Origin of the sequence: Prochlorococcus marinus str. MIT 9313 (genome assembly GCF_000011485.1) — a bacterium.
GTDB lineage: Bacteria > Cyanobacteriota > Cyanobacteriia > PCC-6307 > Cyanobiaceae > Prochlorococcus > Prochlorococcus marinus_D.
Genome location: NC_005071.1, coordinates 1,149,091 through 1,169,048 on the forward strand (window position 1 = coordinate 1,149,091; position 19,958 = coordinate 1,169,048).

Annotated in this window: 19 protein-coding genes; 8 read left to right on the forward strand and 11 right to left on the reverse strand. The window is 50.7% G+C overall.

The window, feature by feature from the left end; all coding sequences use genetic code 11:
* Position 1 precedes the first annotated feature (1 nt).
* Positions 2-916 carry a phosphatidate cytidylyltransferase gene (locus tag AKG35_RS05725; protein WP_011130437.1) on the reverse strand — a complete coding sequence of 305 codons (915 nt, stop codon included), beginning with the start codon at positions 914-916 and terminating at the stop codon, positions 2-4.
* 19 nt (positions 917-935) lie between these two features.
* The gene (locus AKG35_RS05730) at positions 936-2,336 is read right to left on the reverse strand and encodes a lysine decarboxylase (protein ID WP_011130438.1); all 1,401 of its coding nucleotides are present in this window, start codon (positions 2,334-2,336) and stop codon (positions 936-938) included.
* Between the two features lie 101 nt (positions 2,337-2,437).
* Here AKG35_RS05730 and AKG35_RS05735 point away from each other — a divergent pair, with 101 nt between their 5' ends.
* Complete coding sequence (locus AKG35_RS05735) at positions 2,438-4,084, forward strand: ABC1 kinase family protein (protein ID WP_011130439.1); 1,647 nt, start codon at positions 2,438-2,440, stop codon at positions 4,082-4,084.
* Positions 4,085-4,366: 282 nt separating this feature from the next.
* Here the strand turns inward: AKG35_RS05735 and AKG35_RS05740 are convergent, their stop codons facing one another.
* Positions 4,367-5,329: an RpoD/SigA family RNA polymerase sigma factor gene (locus AKG35_RS05740; protein WP_011130440.1), complete on the reverse strand. Its 963-nt coding sequence runs from the start codon at positions 5,327-5,329 to the stop codon at positions 4,367-4,369.
* A gap of 315 nt (positions 5,330-5,644) precedes the next feature.
* On the opposite strand from AKG35_RS05740, the gene AKG35_RS05745 reads away from it, so the two are divergent.
* Both AKG35_RS05745 and AKG35_RS05750 read left to right on the forward strand, forming a co-directional pair.
* Positions 5,645-6,379 (forward strand): pseudouridine synthase, encoded by a 735-nt coding sequence (locus tag AKG35_RS05745; protein WP_011130441.1) that lies wholly within the window; start codon positions 5,645-5,647, stop codon positions 6,377-6,379.
* A gap of 33 nt (positions 6,380-6,412) precedes the next feature.
* Positions 6,413-7,342: a helix-turn-helix domain-containing protein gene (locus AKG35_RS05750; RefSeq protein WP_011130442.1), complete on the forward strand. Its 930-nt coding sequence runs from the start codon at positions 6,413-6,415 to the stop codon at positions 7,340-7,342.
* Here the strand turns inward: AKG35_RS05750 and malQ are convergent.
* Positions 7,264-8,829, reverse strand: a complete 1,566-nt coding sequence (gene malQ / locus AKG35_RS05755; protein ID WP_011130443.1) for a 4-alpha-glucanotransferase — start codon at positions 8,827-8,829, stop codon at positions 7,264-7,266. The two genes, AKG35_RS05750 and malQ, sit on opposite strands and share 79 nt — an antisense overlap.
* A gap of 197 nt (positions 8,830-9,026) precedes the next feature.
* On the opposite strand from malQ, the gene AKG35_RS05760 reads away from it, so the two are divergent.
* Complete coding sequence (locus AKG35_RS05760) at positions 9,027-10,028, forward strand: LCP family protein (protein ID WP_011130444.1); 1,002 nt, start codon at positions 9,027-9,029, stop codon at positions 10,026-10,028.
* Between the two features lie 10 nt (positions 10,029-10,038).
* On the opposite strand, the gene AKG35_RS05765 is transcribed toward AKG35_RS05760, so the two are convergent.
* Positions 10,039-10,575, reverse strand: a complete 537-nt coding sequence (locus AKG35_RS05765; RefSeq protein WP_011130445.1) for a hypothetical protein — start codon at positions 10,573-10,575, stop codon at positions 10,039-10,041.
* Between the two features lie 86 nt (positions 10,576-10,661).
* Here AKG35_RS05765 and AKG35_RS05770 point away from each other — a divergent pair, with 86 nt between their 5' ends.
* Together AKG35_RS05770 and AKG35_RS05775 are read left to right on the forward strand one after the other, a co-directional pair.
* Positions 10,662-11,660 (forward strand): ribose-phosphate pyrophosphokinase, encoded by a 999-nt coding sequence (locus AKG35_RS05770; RefSeq protein ID WP_011130446.1) that lies wholly within the window; start codon positions 10,662-10,664, stop codon positions 11,658-11,660.
* A gap of 862 nt (positions 11,661-12,522) precedes the next feature.
* On the forward strand, positions 12,523-13,059 hold the full coding sequence (locus AKG35_RS05775; RefSeq protein ID WP_011130447.1) for a hypothetical protein: 537 nt from the start codon (positions 12,523-12,525) through the stop codon (positions 13,057-13,059).
* Here the strand turns inward: AKG35_RS05775 and lipA are convergent.
* Positions 13,041-13,961 carry a lipoyl synthase gene (gene lipA / locus AKG35_RS05780; RefSeq protein ID WP_011130448.1) on the reverse strand — a complete coding sequence of 307 codons (921 nt, stop codon included), beginning with the start codon at positions 13,959-13,961 and terminating at the stop codon, positions 13,041-13,043. The genes AKG35_RS05775 and lipA overlap by 19 nt on opposite strands.
* A 4-nt stretch (positions 13,962-13,965) precedes the next feature.
* A complete protein-coding gene (gene recR / locus AKG35_RS05785; RefSeq protein ID WP_071818077.1) occupies positions 13,966-14,544 on the reverse strand; it encodes a recombination mediator RecR in 579 nt (192 codons plus the stop codon).
* A 127-nt stretch (positions 14,545-14,671) separates the two neighbouring features.
* Here recR and psbP point away from each other — a divergent pair, with 127 nt between their 5' ends.
* The gene (gene psbP / locus AKG35_RS05790; RefSeq protein WP_052646225.1) at positions 14,672-15,226 is read left to right on the forward strand and encodes a photosystem II reaction center PsbP; all 555 of its coding nucleotides are present in this window, start codon (positions 14,672-14,674) and stop codon (positions 15,224-15,226) included.
* A 205-nt stretch (positions 15,227-15,431) separates the two neighbouring features.
* Here psbP and AKG35_RS05795 read toward each other — a convergent pair whose 3' ends face one another.
* Positions 15,432-16,328 (reverse strand): LCP family protein, encoded by an 897-nt coding sequence (locus tag AKG35_RS05795; RefSeq protein ID WP_011130451.1) that lies wholly within the window; start codon positions 16,326-16,328, stop codon positions 15,432-15,434.
* Between the two features lie 365 nt (positions 16,329-16,693).
* Positions 16,694-18,496 carry an ABC transporter ATP-binding protein gene (locus tag AKG35_RS05800; RefSeq protein ID WP_011130452.1) on the reverse strand — a complete coding sequence of 601 codons (1,803 nt, stop codon included), beginning with the start codon at positions 18,494-18,496 and terminating at the stop codon, positions 16,694-16,696.
* A 139-nt stretch (positions 18,497-18,635) separates the two neighbouring features.
* Between AKG35_RS05800 and AKG35_RS05805 the strand changes: the two genes are divergently transcribed.
* Complete coding sequence (locus AKG35_RS05805; protein WP_041384468.1) at positions 18,636-18,836, forward strand: hypothetical protein; 201 nt, start codon at positions 18,636-18,638, stop codon at positions 18,834-18,836.
* Between the two features lie 54 nt (positions 18,837-18,890).
* On the opposite strand, the gene AKG35_RS05810 is transcribed toward AKG35_RS05805, so the two are convergent.
* Both AKG35_RS05810 and AKG35_RS05815 read right to left on the reverse strand, forming a co-directional pair.
* Positions 18,891-19,226, reverse strand: coding sequence for an RNA recognition motif domain-containing protein (locus AKG35_RS05810; protein ID WP_011130453.1), 336 nt, complete (start codon positions 19,224-19,226; stop codon positions 18,891-18,893).
* Positions 19,227-19,672: 446 nt separating this feature from the next.
* Entirely contained in the window at positions 19,673-19,957 is a 285-nt protein-coding gene (locus AKG35_RS05815; protein ID WP_041384470.1) for a hypothetical protein, read from the reverse strand.
* Position 19,958 lies beyond the last annotated feature (1 nt).

A 19,958-nucleotide genomic window follows, 5' to 3' on the forward strand; every position in this document is an offset into this window, starting at 1 on the left:
ATTAACTCATGACAGGCAGGATCAGCGTTACTGCGTAATACACCACTGCAGGAGTGAAGAGATAGCTATCAATGCGATCAAGGATGCCGCCATGACCAGGCAGCGCATCACCAGAATCCTTAAGACCCGCATCTCGTTTCATCATCGACTCGATCAGGTCTCCAACCAGCGCAAATAATGCAACCAAAACTCCAAGCACCACGCCCAGCAAAAACCCCAATGGCCAAGCCAAAAGTTCACCGGCAACTGCCCCTATAGTCATTGCGCAAAACAGGCCTCCGACAGCACCTTCCACAGTCTTGCCAGGCGAAATAGAAGATAAAGGTAGACGTCCAAAACGACGTCCCAATTCATAAGAGCCAATATCACTAGCGACGATCATCAGGCAAGCCACCAAAGTGATCGCCATCCCAGAAGTCAACCAGCCTGCACACCAGCCAGGAAGCTGACCCAGCCCAGGAGCAAGATCGATAGCACTCAAATTACGCAATCGCAACCAATGACTGGGTAAAAACCCCAAGTAAAACAACCCAAAGATCGAGGCGGCGATGTCGGCAATGGATCCGGTGATCGGCTGAAGCAACAACCAACCGCAAATGGCGGCGCCAGAAAGAGGCAGCACTGCTGCAGCAAGATCAGATGGCAACCCGCCAACCACTCCCCACTGTGTACTGATCAGCAACAACTGACAGGCCACAAGAGTCGTTTTCGTCGCCGGCCTGATTCCGGTGAACTTCGCCATGCGGAAAAACTCAAGCAAAGCAAGGTGCACGATTACACCCAAACCAACCGTGAACCACCAACCCCCTAAAGCAACCACCACCAAACCGAAAGCTCCAGCAGCCAGGCCACTGATAATCCGCTGGCTGGAAGATCCGGCTGCAACCAATCTCCATCGAAAGGCCTCTGCTATCACGCCCACACCATTGATGGTCTTACAAGGCCATAACTTTTACCGTACCAGCGATCTGATCGGGCCAAAGGTTCTGCTGCTCTAAAAGCCAGTCCACACGTCTGTGATCCAGCTTCTCACCCGGCACTAGCAAGGGAATCCCTGGAGGATAGGGACAGATTAACTCCGCCGCGACTCTCCCTACCGCATCAGCAATCGACACTCTCCGACTTTGAGCGCGCCAAGCCAAGCCACAAGCCATTGCTGGTGCTGTGATGCGCGGCAGTGGCGGGGGCGTAAAGACTGGCAAAGGTAGGCCCTTACCTTGGGCCGCAAGGAGTCCCCGCCAGCGACGATGCATCAACCTGACCAATCCACGCTGAGGCGCCAAGCCAAGACAGAACGTTAGGCAGCCTGGTTCTGGAAGTTCGCCCACCAGCCCCCTGGCCATCAGCCAAGCATCTGCTTCAAGTCCGCTGATACCCTCTGCAGCGGTGTGCAAAATCAGCCGCAAGGGATCCTGGTTTTCAAGCAAAGGCAATCCCAACTGACGAAGTTGAACCGCCAATTCGCGAGCATCCTTGAGGCGCGTTCCCAGCTTGTGCAAGCCTGCAGGCTTGCACAAGTCACTCAGCGACGCTTCACAAGAAGCCAGCAAGAGTGCGCTTGGACTGGTAGTTTGCAACCAGCCGAGACTGCGCTCGACAGCTTTGGGATCAACGCGATCCCCTTGACTCCAAAGCACTGCCGTCTGAGTCAAACCGGCAGCAGATTTGTGCAATGAGTGAACGATTAAGTCAGCACCTGCTGTGATCGCAGAATCAGGTAAAGATGCATCCACCCGACTGGCGAAATGAGCACCATGAGCCTCATCCACTAATACCGGCCAACCCCGAGAATGAAGCTCAACAACCATGGGCTTGAGATCTGTCGCATAGCCCTGATAAGTGGGATGCACCAACACAGCTGCAGCGATCTCAACACCAGCGATAGGAAGTTCATTCAAAACGTCCTTCAACCAAGGTCCATCAGGGGGAAGCACATGACCCCGATCAACCATGAAAGGCAGGTCAAACAAGACAGGCGTGAGATCGCCCAAAACACAAGCCTGAATGAGACTGCGATGGACATTGCGAGGCATCAACACAGCCTGACCAGGCCTTGCTATTGCCAAGAGAGCAGCCTGCAAGAGGCCTGTCGCGCCATTGACGCCATACCAACCCCGCTCAGCCCCGATAGCAATCGCTGCCTGCCTTTGACTCTCTGCCACCGCCCCCTGCTGCATCAATGGCCCACCCAACTCAGGAAGTTCCGGCAGATCCCAGATGCCAGCTCGATGGCGCAACATTGCACGCAGATCATCAGGCAAGCCAGCCCCACGACCATGAGCGGGAAGATGCAACCTGCGACCACGGTCGCGAGTCAACAGGGGAAGAAAGCCCATGAAGGTGAATCGCCGTTTCTAAAGTCTGATGATCAACGTGCCCGGGCGGTCTGTTGAACAGCTCCAATCCATCGTCCGCTTCAGCATCCCGCAAAGCACCGATGCGTTACGACGCCAATCAGGATCTGCTCTGGTTGCTAACCAGGCCCTGGGTGTGGATACCTCGATTGATTCATGTGCTCACCTCACTGCTCACACTGGCGGTGGGAGTGCTGGCTCAGGGCTCTAACAACGACGAAGAGGCACAAAAAAGGCTCGCAAAAAAACTGCTAATCACCCTCACCAACCTCGGGCCTTGCTTTATCAAGGTGGGCCAAGCCCTTTCCACCCGACCAGACCTAATCAAGCGTGAATGGCTCGAGGAACTCACCAGCCTCCAAGACAATTTGCCCGCCTTCAACCATGCCACGGCCCTCGCCACGTTGGCAGAAGATCTTGGGGCTCCAGCTAGTCAACTCTTTGAAGAGTTTCCTAGCCAACCAATTGCTGCAGCCAGCCTGGGCCAGGTCTACAAAGCTCGCCTACACCGCAATCAATGGGTAGCCGTGAAAGTACAACGTCCTCAACTGGCGTTCATCTTGCGCCGCGATCTCGTCATTATCCGCCTGCTCGGCGTGCTGTCAGCACCAGTGCTCCCGCTCAACCTGGGCTTTGGACTAGGCAACATCATTGATGAATTCGGTCGCAGCCTATTTGAGGAGATTGATTACGAACAAGAAGCTAACAATGCTGAACGATTTGCGGCTCTTTTCGCCAAAGACCCAACGGTGACGGTCCCAAGGGTGGAGCGATTGTTGTCATCCCGCCGTGTACTAACCACAAGCTGGATCGAGGGCACGAAGCTCCGAGACCGCAAGGAGTTAAAAGCCCAACTTCTTAATCCAACAGCACTGATCAGGACCGCCGTCATCAGCGGTCTTCAACAACTTTTTGAGTTCGGCTATTTCCATGCTGATCCTCACCCAGGCAACATTTTTGCCCTCAGTGGTCAAAGCAAAAAGATGGGTCATCTTGCCTACTGCGATTTCGGCATGATGGATTCAATTAGTGATGACGATCGTCTCACTCTTACTGGAGCAGTAGTTCACCTAATCAACAACGATTTTAATGCGCTAGCTAAAGACTTTCAAAAACTGGGCTTCCTTAGTCTAACAAGTGATCTAACAACAATCATACCGGCACTAGAAGAAGTACTTGGTGGCTCTCTTGGTGAATCAGTGGAGTCCTTCAACTTCAAGGCAATCACCGATCGTTTCTCAGAACTGATGTTCGATTACCCCTTCAGAGTCCCGGCGAGATTTGCCTTGATCATCCGAGCTGTTGTTAGTCAAGAAGGTCTTGCATTAAGGCTAGATCCAGACTTCAAGATCATCGCAATTGCCTACCCATATGTGGCCAAACGTCTACTGGCAGGAGACTCAATGGAGATGCGAGAGAAACTGTTGGAGGTGATTTTTGATAATAATGGGCACCTGCGCCTGGAGCGAATTGAAAGTTTACTGAAAGTGATAAGCCAAGACGCTGTAGCACCAGATGCAGAACTAATCCCTGTAGCAGGAGCAGGCCTAAAACTGCTACTTGGCCCAGATGGATCCACTTTGCGTAGTCGTCTACTGATGACATTGATCAAAGACGAGCGTTTATGCGCATCTGATATAAAGGCCTTAATGAGCCTGCTAAGGCGAACCTTCAGCCCTCGCAAGATCGCAAATGGCATGCTGCAAACCCTTACTCCACGAACCACCTAAATATGGGCATAAAGAATAACAATCGATAGGGGGAAAGAAACTACTCCACAATACAAGTCTCTGCTATTCATCAATGCTCTGATTCCACAATAGCCATCTGTCGATTAGCACAAAGATTTAGCAATAATCCAACTAAGTTATATTCATTCCATACTAAACAGATAATGACAAAGGGAAGAGAATATGCAACTGATACGGACGAGAGTGGGGATAAATTAATCCAGGAATAATCCCTAAACCTTAGCTTTGGTTGTCGACTCTCAGAAAACTAAAAAGCAAGTTTCAAACCGCCATATAAGCCTCAAGTTCAAACGAAGAGGTTCGCATCAACGCCAAGCCTTCCCTCTCCAGACGGCGTGTTCGATCGCGACTCATTCCTAAAGTCTTAGCAATCCCGGTGAGGTTCATCGGCTCCCCTCCGTCGATTCCATAACGCATCCGCAGCACACGACCCTGCAGCTCGGGCAACTTTTCTAGCAAGGTACGTAAATCGCCTTTCATGCAATCCACTTCCACCTTCTCACTCGGTAACTCCTCTTCCCCGGCAAGCAACTCAAGCAACTCCGTTTCATCCCCATCTCCCACCTTCATCTCCAAACTCATCGGCTGACGGGCACGGCACATCAGATCCTTCACCTCCTCCTCGGGCAACTCCACAAACTCTGCAAGTTCGCTCACTGTTGGCGTGCGCCCCATCTCCTGACTTAATTCTCGCTGGCCTTTCTTGAGCTTGTTCAGCATCTCCGTGATATGGATCGGCAGACGGATCGTCCGGCTCTTCTCCGCAATCGCACGCGTGATCCCCTGACGAATCCACCAATACGCATAGGTCGAAAACTTGTAGCCACGGGTTGGGTCGAACTTCTCTACTCCCCTCACCAAGCCGATCGTTCCCTCTTGGATCAAATCAAGTAGCTCCATATTCCGTTTGGTGTACTTCTTGGCAACACTCACCACTAAGCGCAGGTTCGCAGACACCATCCGCTCCTTCGCACGTCGTCCGCTCTGCAACTTCTTCTTGAGCTGCAACTCACTCAAGCCAGCTGCCTTCGCTAGCTCTTTACGACTCGCTGGCTCACCTGTTTGACCTTCCAGTTCAGACTCAAGCTGCTCTAAAGACATCAACTCCTGCACCTGACGACCCAGCGTGATCTCCTGCTCATGGCTCAGCAGCGGCACTCGACCGATATCGCGCAGGTACGAACGCACCAGGTCGACATCTGAAAGCACCGCCAAGGGAGCCATACTGAATAACGAAACAACCAGGTTTCCTAATTTACCATCGTTTGCCAAGAACAAATCAATGCCTTGCGGACGAATTCCACTCCATTGCCAAAATGAAGAAGGCTTTAAAATCGAGAATTAACGTTTTATCTTCAAGCGCCATCAATAGAGACAGTCTGTTGATGCGCCAAGCACTTGCAAATCCTTATCTATAATGATGCCCTCGAAAACCTCACCACATCTTCCAAAACACTCTTCCAACTATTAAATGTTTGGAGATGGATATGGTGCAGCTGGGTCTCGACGCCCGCTGAAAGCCATGCTGACAACATTGGCATGAAGCAACAAAGACTACAAAAGCTAATTGCAGCGTCAGGACTCTGCTCCCGGCGCCATGCAGAGCAACTCCTCCTGCAAGAGCGGGTAACGTTGAATGGCCATCTTGCCAAACTTGGCGACAAGGCCGATCCAGAGCTTGACAAGATCTCTGTAGATGGGCGTGTGCTCAATTCCAACACCGAAACAAGAGTGTTGCTGTTCAACAAACCTGCGGGGGTTATCACTAGTTGTCATGATCCCCACGGGCGAGTGACTGTCTTCAGCATGCTGCCCGACAAACTATGCAAGGGTCTTCATCCTGTAGGCAGACTTGATGCCGATAGCCGAGGAGCTCTGCTAATCACCAACCAAGGAGAGCTCACGCTGCGATTGACCCATCCACGCTATGCACATGACAAGACTTACCAAGTCTTGGTGGAAGGTAAACCCTCAGCCCTAGTGCTCTCAAGCTGGCGACATGGCGTCATGCTTGATGGGAAAACAACCTTGCCCGCTGAACTAGAACTTTTGCAATCACACCCAAGCCAAAGCCTTTTGAAGGTTGTTCTAAGGGAAGGCCGCAACCGACAAATCCGTCGCGTAGCCGAACAACTAGGTCACCCCGTATTAGACCTTCAACGCACTGCGATTGCAAATGTTGCCCTAAACGCATTACCAGAAGGGTGCTGGCGAGCTCTTGACGAGAGAGAATGGACTCCCTTACTGAAAATCACCAAGCCCTCAATGTGTTGATGAGCTTGCTAAAGCCATCAAATTGAAACGCCGATGCGACTAAACCTTCCATGGCAAAAATCAAGATCTGAAGTCGAAACCAGACAAGATCCACAACAGATATTCCAGAGCTCATTACTGGAAGCTGGTCGTCAACTCAGAGAGCGTCGCGAACAGTGTGGAATGAGCCTGCGTGAATTAGCTGAAGAAACACGAATCACTACCCCCGTTTTAGAAGCAATTGAACGGGGGTGGGTCAAACGACTCCCAGAGCCAGCCTATTTGTGCTCAATGCTGCCGCTGCTGGAGCAGCATCTTGAACTAGCCCCAGGCAGCCTCAACGGGGCCATGCCAGAACGCAATGCCAGGAACCAAACTCATTCCAACAGGGGCCTGACGCGATTCACCCCCGGCAGCATCGATGTCTTCACCACCTGGCAAGGGAGTGTGATTTATGCCGTGGTCATGCTCAGCAGCCTCTTGGCCCTCAATCACCAGCAAAAGCATCTTGCTGCACTCAACAGTCAATCACTCTCGCCAATCACAGTCAGCCTTGAGTCCCTTGATGATCAGCACGCAAGCAAGACAGCCAACCCCACCCTTGATGGCCTAAGACCCCTGAAAGAAGCACGAAAACGATCTCCAGAACAATGGCTCAACGCAACCCTTATCCAGCACCAAGCTCAGGATGAGATGGGTCTACTGGAGATCAATCTCAGTCAGCCACGTATGCTCAAAATCAACAGTGCTGGAAAAGATCTCACAAATCTCAGAGAAGCTCAGGGGACACTCACTCTTCAATTGAGGCCACCCCTCCTACTAGAAATCAAGCCTCCAGCTGCTCCTGAGGACAGCGTCATTTGGAAGGGCCAGGCGCATACTCCCGAACCCAATCATCCTGGGATTTACCGACTCGCAGATGCCGTCAGCAAACCGGCTGCCGATTCAAGCGAACGTCCCCAGACAGCTCCTCTCTCACCATAGCCGCTCAGAGCCCCATCAAGAGCTGAATCAAAGCAAGACAACCGCCAACACCAATTCCCCTCGACAGTGCCAGGGGTGTTGAAACGAGCTGCATCATCTAAATGAAGCAAATCCTGCACTGGGGTCATCACTAAACACGCCTCTGTCGCTAGGCCTAGCTCCAACAACTGCCAACCAGGGGCATGAACTGCACCCTTCAATCGATCTGCGACCCGCTCACGGGCGTCGAGATCAAGCTGCTGCCACCAACCCAGCGTCGTTGGATTGTCGTGAGTGCCTGTATAAACCACCCAGTGATGACCCTGAATATTTTCAGGTAGATAAGGATTACTGGGATTGCCATCAAAAGCAAACTGGAGAATTTTCATTCCAGGCAAACCAAATTGGTCTCGTAGCTCTTCCACATCAGGAGTAATCACTCCCAGATCTTCTGCAATCAGTGGCAAGCTGCCACCAGCATCACGCCTTAGCCTCTTCAATAAAGCTGCCCCTGGAGAAGACCGCCACTCCCCGTGCTCCGCTGTCGAATCGGATCCAGGAACTGCCCAATAAGACGCAAGCGCCCTGAAATGGTCGAGGCGTAAAAGATCCACCTGTTGCCATTGACGCACAAAGCGGCTACGCCACCAATGGAATCCACTCAAGCGATGCCGCCACCAGCGATAAACAGGCGTGCCCCAGAGTTGTCCTGTACTGGAGAAATAATCAGGGGGAACACCACTTTGGATCTCAAGCTCCCCGCCTTGAAGAATCGAAAACAGGCCCTGATGACTCCAGACGTCAGCGCTATCGCGCGCAACATAGAAAGGCAGATCACCAAACAACAAAACGCCAAGCTCGCCTGCTAGATGTCTCAGTGCTTGCCACTGCCGATCAAGCTGCCATTGCAGCAAACGATGTTCAAGCAGAGCCTCCTGATGATGACCTTTCCAGGCATTGAGGGCACTACGTTGATGAGCTGCCAAGCCTTCCGGCCATTCCCACCAAGGAAGGCCTTGATGCTGACGACGGAGCTCCATAAATAAAACATGGTCCTCAAGCCAGAACTGCTTGCCACACCAACTCTCAAAGGCAAGATGCTGATCTCTAGCCTGCTCAAGCCAAGCCTCCCTTAAGGCAATGCCAAGTCGCTGACTGCGAAGGTCAGCCAAAGCAAAATCAACCGAGGCGCAAGGCTCCTGGATAGGAACTGTTCCTGGCAACTCACGCAGAACGGATGCAGACAGGAAATCCTCATCAACAAGATCATCGGCATCAAGCAACCAAGGGTTTAGAGCAAAGCTTGAAGGGGAGCTGTAGGGAGACCCTGTCGCATCAGGAGGAGCCAAAGGCAACAACTGCCACACACCAATGTCATGGCGAGCAAGTGATTGCAACCAAGCCCTTGAAGGGGCACCGAAACTGCCGCAAACTGGACTGACAGGCAGTGCTGTGGGATGAAGTAACACCCCGGTCGTGCGGACTAACGCTGAACTGCCCTCAACCATCAAAAAACACCAGAAAATAAAAACAACAGTGGAATCTGATCGAAGTCAGCATCTAGATCAGCCATTAGCCCCAATCAATCTTGGAAGGGCTTAGGCCGGGTCGTTACATACTCGCAAGATGCCTTGTCAGAAGTCTCGGTTAGTCCAAAAGCCATTGGACTTTTAACCCTAAAGAGCTGTAGTTGAGCAAGACTGTGATGCCGCTGTCCTCAACACGGTTGATGCCTACACAAGATTCAGGCAAAACGCCAACGCCATCAAGCGTGGGTCACTGGATGGGGAAATATCCAGGCCGTACCTTGCTACGCCTGGCTGCGACCCTGGGTGGTCTTTGGCTGGCAAGCACGGCCCTGGGGCTGCTCTGGCCGAAGCCCGATCAAGTCGCCAAAGGCGATCCATCAGTGGACAAAGCAACCTCCCTAGCGCCGCTTCCCAAACAACCAATCATCATCTTGTTAGTGGGCATTGATTCGGACCAACTGAACGATCTCACAAACCAAGCTGCACCGATGGGTTCAGCCAATGCAGACAGCCTGATGCTCGTGAAGGTAGCGGCCAAGCAACCTGTTGAAGTGCTTCAGCTGCCTATTGAACTCGCTGTGACCCTGCCTGGAAGCAATGGGATGCAACCACTAGCGTCAAGTTACGGGCGGGGGGGGATTGCCCTTACCGCCGATGTGATTGCGGAAATCCTCGGCCTTAGAAAAGGACAACCCCATCGCTTTGTGGTGATCCCCCGCAAAGCGCTAAGAGTCCTTGTCGATGGACTCGGAGATGTGGAGGTCAACCTCAACGCGCCTTTTAAACACCAAGACAATGCCCAGAACTATTCGGTGGACCTGCAAGCAGGACGGCAGAGACTTAATGGAGGCCAGGTAGAACAACTGGTTCGCTACCGCGCTGGTCCTGAAGAAGAAAGCGGTCGGCGTCAAAGACAACAATGGATCCTGAACGGTCTGTCTAGACAATTGCGACAGCCAAACACCCTCGCAAAACTCCCCAAACTTCTGAAAGAGTTTTCAAAAGAAGTGCAAACCGATATAACCCCTCGTGAGTTGTTAAGCCTCACGGCAGCGGCTCTTAGCAACAATCAATTCCCAATCATCAGCGAATTACCTCTAGCCCCACGAGCCGGGGAACAAACCCTGCGGCAACTGAAAGCAAGCCACCCCATGCCGCTCTGGCCGCAGGGCAACTAACAGGGCCTCATCAATCGGGCGACAGCAGCAGCCGTCGACGCAATTGCACCACGAGCTCCTCCAAAGAGGGCCCCTGCTGCAAGCCGCCCGCATTAGGGACTGCTGACAAAGCTGAGGGATCATCTGGAAGCAAACCGAACCACGGCAAACCATCCGAGCGGCGAAGGCTGAGGTCCCATTGGCCACCCAATTGCAGAACCCCAATCAAAGGAACATTGAGGGCCGCACAGAGCGCTACATAAGCAGGTGCCACTCCAGGAATCTCCCCAGAGGGCAAAGGCGACACCATCAAAATGGTGGGCTGGCGCCATGCTCCCAGAGCCTCCAGCCAGCTACCACCATCTGGATGAAACATGGCTGGGTCACCACTCAGTTGCACCATTCCCACCTCCGCAAGCAACAAACCAAGAACCTGATGGGGATTTTCAGAACAGCGATGATGGCTCAACTCAACTCCCCAAGCGCTAGCCAAAAGCAAGCAACCAGCCCGCATCCGAGCATCAGGGAGGGGGCCAGCACCAACCAGAAAAGGGATGGGAGCAATCATCAGGCGACCCTACATAGAGAAGAAGTTGAGATGGGAGCCTTTGCAGCACTAGCATCGGAGTACAGCTGATATTGCTCGCTGGCGACGTGACGAGTTTTCTGACCGCAGCCCGTACCGAACAAGAGAGCATCAGCTATGACATGCAGCGTCTGCGCTTGTTCAGCGGCACCTCAAATCCAGCTCTTGCAAGAGAGATTGCGGCCTACCTAGGTGTTCCCGATGGTCCAAGGATCTGCAAACGGTTCGCAGATGGTGAGCTCTATGTACAAATCCAGGAATCGATCCGAGGTTGTGACGTCTTCCTGATTCAGCCCACCTGTGCGCCAGTGAACGACAATTTGATGGAGCTGCTGATCATGGTTGATGCCTGTCAGCGCGCCTCTGCCAGGCAGATCACTGCGGTAGTTCCCTACTACGGCTATGCAAGAGCCGACCGCAAAACGGCTGGTCGCGAGTCAATCACTGCCAAGCTCACCGCAAACCTACTGGTGAAATCTGGCGTGAACAGAGTCCTCGCCATGGATCTGCATTCCGCCCAAATCCAGGGCTACTTTGACATCCCTTGCGATCACATCTACGGCTCACCAGTCTTGGTTGATTACCTCGCAGCACAAGAACTTAACGAAGTCGTGGTGGTATCTCCAGATGTTGGAGGAGTCGCACGAGCCCGAGCCTTTGCGAAACAAATGAGGGATGCGCCACTGGCAATTATTGATAAGCGCCGATCAGGTCACAACGTTGCCGAAAGTCTCACAGTGATCGGCGATGTGGCTGGGAAAACAGCCATCCTGATCGACGATATGATCGACACTGGGGGAACAATTTGCTCAGGGGCTCGTCTTCTTCGACAACAAGGGGCTAAACGAGTTATTGCCTGTGCCTCCCATGCCGTGTTTTCGCCCCCCGCCTGCGAACGATTATCCGAAGAAGGCTTATTCGAACAAGTCTTGGTTACCAACAGCATTCCCATCGCTGCGGAACGACACTTCCCTCAATTGCAGGTACTTTCAGTGGCCAATATGCTTGGCGAAGCGATTTGGCGCATCCATGAGGAAAGCTCTGTGAGCTCAATGTTTAGAGGATGACTCTGAGGTTAAGTCTAAAATTAGCTGCTAAGCAATAGAGATGACTCTTCTTAGAGCAGCTCATCAATATTTTAGCCACTAAAATCGAAGCAAAATCAATAGGCCTTAACCCTCTAGGCCTTTTCAATTAATCCCAACTTGCTTGCTCTTTAAATGCTTCATTATTAAGTTAAAGGCATTTCAACTAGAGAAGACCTATGCGCAAGGCCCTTGCTTATCGATAAAAGTGTGACGAAAGAAGAAACTCAAACAGACTCTTAAAAAACCTTCTATAAACACTGTAGGACAGCCTAATCATTCGTTTCCACAACCTGAAATCAAAGCCTTCAAAAGAAGCTGGCTTGACTTGACTAGTAACAAGCTTAAGCTACGAAATAAAAACGTTAAGCATTGCCGTTTCACGCTCATTACTCAAGCGACCTTGATGACTTGCATTACTGACCTCAATACATCTGATTCCTTTCGCAAAAGATCGTTTGTATTTAAAGTTTCAACAGACAGCTAATAAGCCTAAAACTAGATTAGCAAAAACAAGACTCCATGCTTATACTGACCGGATACTTGGCAGAACTTTATACTGATATTGAATATATAGACCGCTAGCTTAATTTGAGAAGATGATAGTTCTGAGCATATATTGCAGTTAAATGCTGCTCTATCATTCTGAAATCAGCAATGATGCTATCAAGAGCCACTAAATCAAATTCTGCCGGAAAAAGTCCGCCAATTAACACAGACAAGCAGCAGAGAGTAGAAGCTGAATTTCATCTTAAATTCTACGATTACTGTGATCAGCTTGCCATTCGTAACTAGGCTTTATTGACTTGACTCCTCAAAAACTTGTCACTCTCATTCCCTTGCCATGACTCAACTAAGTCTAATTGAGTTAGAAAAGCAGGCCTCTGATGCCGGCCTGCTCTTGAGGCTGCAGGTGAGAAGACCACTCAATCTCTGGTCCTTAAAATTAGTTGTCGCACAAGCTCTCGATCAGGAACGTATACAGCTTTGGGGTGAGATGAAGGCTTGGGCCTATGCAGGCGAGAAGGGATTACAGCTCGACACAATGCGTGTTCATCCTGAAGCACCCGCCGGAGCAGGGGATCTCATCTGGGTTGGCACCATGACCTGGGCACTTGAAGCCACTCCTTGTAAACAGGCTCGACTACTGGCAATTTGTGATGAAGGGCGCCAGCACCATCGCTTAATTCGTTATTTCCGGCAACGTGGATTTCTTACTATCCGAGAGCTAGGAGCAGCCCCAATGGATTTCCCACTCAGGATGATCTGGGGGGGAGCCGGAGCGTTAATGGTTGGAAGCTGCAGTGAGGTGCTGGAACGTAATCAGCGTCGTTGGCAAACCTGCCGGGGATTGCGCAGAGATCATTCTTCACCAGCGTGATAACTACTACGCACTAGAGGCCCGCTACGCACCTGAGCAAATCCAAGCTTGCAAGCAACTTCAGCCAAGTTCTTGAAATCCTCAGGATGCCAATAACGATGCACCGGAATATGTGCCAATGAAGGGCGCAGATACTGACCCAATGTGACCCGTTGACAGTCAACAGAACGGAGATCCTCAAGAGTCTGAACCACCTCTTCTTGCTCTTCTCCTAGTCCCAACATCAAGCCTGATTTAGTAGGGATGTTGGGAGCAAGTTCCCGCGCTGCAGCCAGCAGACTGAGAGAATGGTGATACGTAGCTCCCCGTCGAACCTTGCTCTGAAGCCTTTCAACGGTTTCGAGGTTGTGGTTGAAACAAACTGGTGCAGCCATGAGCAACTGCGTGAGTCGTTCTCTCTGGGCCTCTAATGCCTTGGCCAGATCAGCGACTCCGCCCCAAAAATCCGGCGTCAGCACTTCTATCTCAATAAGAGGATTGCGCTGGCGAATGGCCGCCATGGTCTCAGTAAAAATACTGACGCCATGGTCGGGCAAATCATCCCTTGCTACTGAAGTAAGAACCACATAACGAAGACCCATCTGCTGCACCGCATCTGCAACTCGCTCTGCTTCGAGTGGATCGATTGCCTGAGGAGATTGGCCTTTCATGACCTGGCAAAAAGCACAACTACGCGTACAGATCGATCCGCCTAGGAGAAAAGTTGCTGTACCGGCTGCGTAACACTCGCCGCGATTGGGACAACGCCCTTCCTCACAAATGGTGTGAAGATGATTCCCCTTCACCAGCTGCTGCATCTGCTCCAATTGGGAGACGCTGCCGATGGGGCGCCGCAACCATTCCGGAAGGCGCTCCGCAGGCAAAATGGAGCTGTATTGGGTTGGGCGATGGGTGGAAGACATTGCTTTATTGCATAGCTCGACGACCTTCAAGCGCACGAGTCAGGGTAACTTCGTCGGCATACTCCAACTCACTACCAACAGGAAGGCCGTAGGCGATTCGACTCACTTGAGTAAACGGCTTTAATAACCGTGCCAGATAAAGGCTAGTGGTGTCACCTTCCACACTGGGAGTGAGAGCGAGAATGACCTCGCTAATGCCATCACGATCAACGCGTTGAATCAAGCTTGGGATCTGCAGCATGTCCGGCCCGATACCATCCATTGGTGAGATCAGTCCGCCGAGAACGTGGTAACGGCCCTTATATTCCCTGGTTCTTTCGAGAGCTAACAGATCTCGGGAATCAGCCACCACACAAAGCAATTGATCGCATCGCTTGCCATCACGGCAAATGTCGCAAAGAGGCTCCGCGCTGAGATGAAAACAGGTCTGACATTGACCCACTTGAGAACGGGCCGCGAGGAGTGCATCAGCAAAAGCGCGGATTTGATCTTCTGGTTGTCTCAACAGATGCAGGGCAAGTCTCTGGGCCGTTCGTGGCCCAATCCCAGGCAGACGCTCGAACTGGTCGATCAAGCGAGCCAGGGGTCGAGTAAAGCCGCTCAGGGGTCCGCCGCAGATACTCAGAATCTTGGCAGTTCACCAGGTGGCAATTGTTGATCAAGCCAAGACCATACGCCGGCAGAATGGTCAGGAGTCCGGTTCTGTTCCAATGCTTGAACTTGTGCGAACCATTTCACGTGTGGGTTTCGCTTGTGCGCTTGTGATGTTGCTCGCTGCCTGCAGTGGTTCATATGCAGGCATGAACTCCTTCCAGAGCCCGGATGGTCGTTATGCATTCCTTTATCCCAATGGATGGAGCCGTGTGAGCATGAATGGAGGGCCTCAGGTGGTATTTCACGACTTAATCAACAGCGACGAAACACTAAGTTTGGCTGTTTCGAAAGTTGACGAAAAGGGAGATCTGCAAGCCCTAGGGAGTCCAATCGCAATTGGGGAACGTTTAAGCCGTGAAGTGATTGCACCTCAAGGCAGTGGGCGAGAGGCTGAGTTAGTAGACGCCAATCAGCGTGAAGCAGGAGGACACATCTTTTACGATTTGGAGTATACCGTTCATCTTGAAGATCGAGAACGTCATGAGCTAGCAACAGTGGTCGTTGATCGGGGGCGTTTATATACATTAGCAGCAAGCACTAACGAGTTTAGATGGAATAAAGTCAAGGGGCTGTTCAAAGAGGTAATCACATCATTTACATTCCTAATCTAATCATTAAAGTCCGTAAAAGAAAACACATAACAACAATAGTTTATTGTTCAATGCCAATAAATTGGATGCAAAAGCCAACTTCTAGTCTTTATTGCTATTTCTTACATATCATGGAGTTGAAGTTGAACAAACACTTCATATCAAATTTCCCATTAAGAACTCAAGGAAAAAGGAATGATTCAGCTTTGATCTGCCACCGATCGATTTAAAATAGGAATCGGTAACTTGAGCCATTGGCTTCCACAGCATCTGGCCATTCAGTGTCTAGGTAACTGATGCCATTACTAAAAAATGGCGTAGCTGCTAGCCGCGTTGTTTCAAGTTCAGTAGTACCCATTGCTGTCATTAAGCCTCCAAGCTCCAAAGGCCCCATATCTGTCTTGATGTTACGGCCTGCAGCACTTATCAATGCTGGCAGTCGAATAAGATTCTCAGCTCGAGTGAGCTTACTAAAGAGACTCTTGAGGACTAGTTGTTGACGACCCAGACGACCAAAGTCGCCTTCACCATCATGGCGCCAACGCAAAAACCCCTCGAGATCTTTACCTTTCAAGACCTGAGGGCCAGCTTGAAGATCAATATAAAGACCCTGGGATTGATCTTGGTAATAAAGACGCTTAGGCACATCAACCTCAATGCCTCCCAATAAGTCTGCAATAGTTCTGATTCCTTCAAGATTAACAAGGATGTGATGACTAATGGGACGATGCATCAGCCGAGTCAACTCACTTTTTACCGCCTCGATACCACCATATGCATACAAAGCATTAACTTTCATTGGCCCAAAACTATGCGAATTGATATAACTATCACGTGGAATCTGGGTGATTCTTGTTTCTCCCCCCGTAACTCGAATTGTAAAGATCACATCAGTGTTACCACGCCCTGCATCCATGCCGAGCACCACCACATCACGATTACCAAAGCCCTGCCAGGCATTGAAGGGATTGCTAATCGGGAAAAGGGGAATGGTTGTGCCTGCAGTCTTTTGCGTGAGTGATCGACTGAGTGGAATCGAAAGGAACAGGCCTGCGATCAGTCCCACGCCAATGGCAGTGGTCATTGAACGCCAACCAGAACTACCTTGATGCTTGGGAGTCATATCACCATCTTAGAGCCCTTTAGATTTTTCTCTAATAAAAGTAGCCTGCGGCTTTAAACAACACTCTAGCCAATGCTCAATTGTGTTGAATCGCTAGAGTCAATCATAAGCTCAATTTGAATTGCTAGCTGTTGCTTGCTTCAAGATCTTTAGTCAGTGCAAAGAAGATACTACTTTTATCTCTCAGCAAAAGAAGCGAAGGCTTATAAAAAATCAAAGCTCTTTTTGGCAATCTGTATCGACAAGACAACCAAATGAGCCATATTGTAGTTAATCAAGAACGAAACAATCGTGCCATGTGCATATTGCGCTAATCAGAAGACATCTCACAAATATGATGAACCAAAGACTCGAAAAGAGTTGATTCAGGCCAACAGCAATTCGTCAGCACGCAAACCAGCCTGAACTCGCCAGAGATCCCTATAGATACCTGATTGCTTCAAAAGTGAATCGTGAGTACCTTGCTCGACAATATTACCTTGATCCATAACAATAATCTGATCTGCATGCCTCACAGTACTGAGACGATGAGCAATCACAACAGTGGTTCGGTTTTTGGTGATATGCATCAAAGAACGTTGAATCGCTGCTTCTGTCTCATTATCAACGGCAGCGGTGGCCTCATCCAAGATCAGAATCGGTGCCTGCTTGAGAATTGCCCTAGCCAGGGCAATTCGTTGACGCTGACCACCAGAAAGACGTTGCCCACGTTCACCCACCAACGTATTGAAACCACGCGGGAGGGCTTTAATAAACTCTGAGGCTTCAGCCAAATCTGCCGCATCATCAATTTTTTTCTGAGTTGTCTCAGGACTGCCATAAGCAATGTTTTCAGAGACTGTTCCATGAAATAAATAAACTTCTTGACTGACCAGTGCGATTGAACGACGTAGATCCCTTAACTTGAGCATGTCAATCGGCTGTCCATCCAGAAGAATCCGTCCAGAGCTGAGTGGATAAAGCCTCAGCAAAAGTTTCACCAGGGTGCTTTTTCCTGACCCTGTAGCTCCCACAATTCCGATCGTGCAGCCAGCGGGAATATCAAGATTGAAGTGAGTTAGAAGAGGAGCGCGGCCTTGGTAATGGAAGCCCACATCCTCAAAGCACAAAGCGCCCCGCACTCGTGCTGTTATCAACGGCTGTGATCCTTCAACGATGGTAATCGGAGTATCGATCAAATCCAGCACACGATTGGTGGAGGCCATTGAACGCTGATATTCATCAAGTGTGCGGCCAAGGGTTGTAAGAGGCCACAGCAAGCGTTGTGTAATAAAAACAAGCACGCTGTAAAGCCCAACAGCCATTTGCCCCTTCCATGCCTGAAGGCCTCCGATCACCAAGATGGCCAAAAAAGCAAACAAAATGGCAAAGCGAATCAGAGGAATGAAGGCTGCTGAAAGCTTGATTGCCTGCTTATTGCTGCTGCGATAGGCCTCACTGCGATAGCGAATTTGCTCTAGTTCCCAGGCTTCTGTAGCGAAACTCTTGATTGTGAACATCCCGCCGAGGTTGTTGCTGAGATGAGCAGCCAGCTCACCAGCTTTATCTCTGACCTCGCGGTAGCGCGGAGCCAACCGCCGCTGAAATTGAATTGATCCCCATAAGATCACTGGGATAGGCAAAAAGGCGAACAAGGCAACACCTGGAGCGACGAAGACCATCGCCCCACCTACCAACAGCACAGTTGTAATCAACTGCAAGATCTGATTAGCCCCGTAGTCGAGAAATCGTTCTAATTGGTTGATGTCGTCATTAAGAACAGCCATCAGCCGCCCACTGCTATCTGCCTCGAAAAACGCCATCTCCAAATTCTGGAGGTGGTTATAGGCCTTCAGGCGAAGATTGTGTTGAGTTGTCTGGGCGAGATTGCGCCACAACACGCCATAAAGATATTCAAAGAAGGATTCAGCACTCCAGATCAGAAAGGAGAGCAACGCAAGAAATCCCAATTGGCTAGGGACAGTGCTAAAGCCAAGATTCGCTAACCAGGAAGTCTGTTCGTGTACGACGACGTCAATGGCCAAACCGATGAGTACCGGCGGGGCGAGATCAAACAGTTTGTTGAGAATGGAGCAAGTGGTTGCCGCAAGAATCAGGCGCCGATGAGGCTTAAGGCTGCTGAGCAGCCTTCTCAGGGGACTTGCAGTGCGCCGAACGCGAGAATCCATAAACCTTGGGCACTACCTTCATTCAAGCGCCACAAGGTTTCGGATCAAAGCATTGAGCTGAAACCTTGCTGAGCAATCCCGTCTGAACTGTTCATTTGACCTGAAAGGGGGTAGAACTTAAAGACTTGAAGGAGGTTCGATGACCCGTTCGAGAGCGTTCAATCGATTCCATCGCTTCACAGCAAAGAAACGCAGGCTCAGCCTTCGAGCAGCGGTTCCAAATCTGCAAGACGACATTCGTTCTGGCAATGAAGCGGTTAACCACCGCGAAGAGCTCCACCAACGGGCTTGGCAAAAGGATCTAATGCTCGAATTAATCGATCCAGAAGAAAGTTATTAAGACGAATAAGGCCACCCACAGGGTGGCCTTATTGAAAGGGCTAAGGCTACTGATTTACCAGCGGTTGCCGCCACCGCCACCGCCGTAGCCACCGCCACCGCCACCGCCACCGCCGTAGCCACCACGGCCACCACCGCCACCTGTGCGTTCACGTGGTGTTGCTTTATTCACGCGAATCATTCGCCCCATCCATTCAACGTCCTGAAGATCGTCAATCGCTTTTTGTTCGTCGGCATCGTTTGTCATCTCAACGAAGGCAAAACCACGCTTGCGCCCCGTCTCTCGATCGAGAGGGAGGCTGCATGTCTTGACTTCGCCGTATTGGCTGAACAGGTCGAGCAAGTCCTCCTGTTCCGCCTGGAAAGAGAGGTTGCCTATGTAAATGGTCATTCCTAAAAGGACCGATGGGATTTGATCAGTGAAGCCTTGGTCCGAAAAGGAAAGTCCTTGAATGCTGGAGCTGGAAAGCCGAAGCCTAGGGAGCGAGCCGTTTGGGGCCGGTGAGCTGATGCTGATGCTCACCTAAGTTACAGGGGAGCGAGTCAGAAGCTCTCAAAAAGCCATAAGACATACAAACAAGCTGTTGTCTGGCGACAAAAAAAGGCGATTGTCAAGAGTGGCCAATCATGAACTCTAGAGAGGATTATCCTTCTTCTCAATCTTGGTTGCAGCTGCGATGGTGTGCTGAACCAAGGGAATCATCAGAATCGGCCTAACATTCTTATGAGCAGAACAGAGCTATTGAAGAAGTAGCGTTCGAATTGATCAGAATGACTGAGGTTCTTGATCTAAATCGCTTTCAGGCCAATGTTCAGATCAATACATTAAAAGCAGGTTTAAATGTCGTAGTGAGCACCTGCCTTGGCTTTGCATTTGGACTGCGCTGAACTGATGAATTCCCCGGCATTCACCTGATCTAGGAAACATTGACAGGTGAACTGGCCCATCCCTGCAGGGGGCGTCTTACCTGCATTGGCCATAGCTGCGTTAAAACCCAGCAAACACATTGTGGTGATAGCGTTCTCATCCTCGCTGCTTTGAGCTAAACCATCAGCCGTAGCCATAGAAAAAAGGACACTACTCAGACTGATGGATAGGCAGATTCGCTGCAAAAGAGCCATC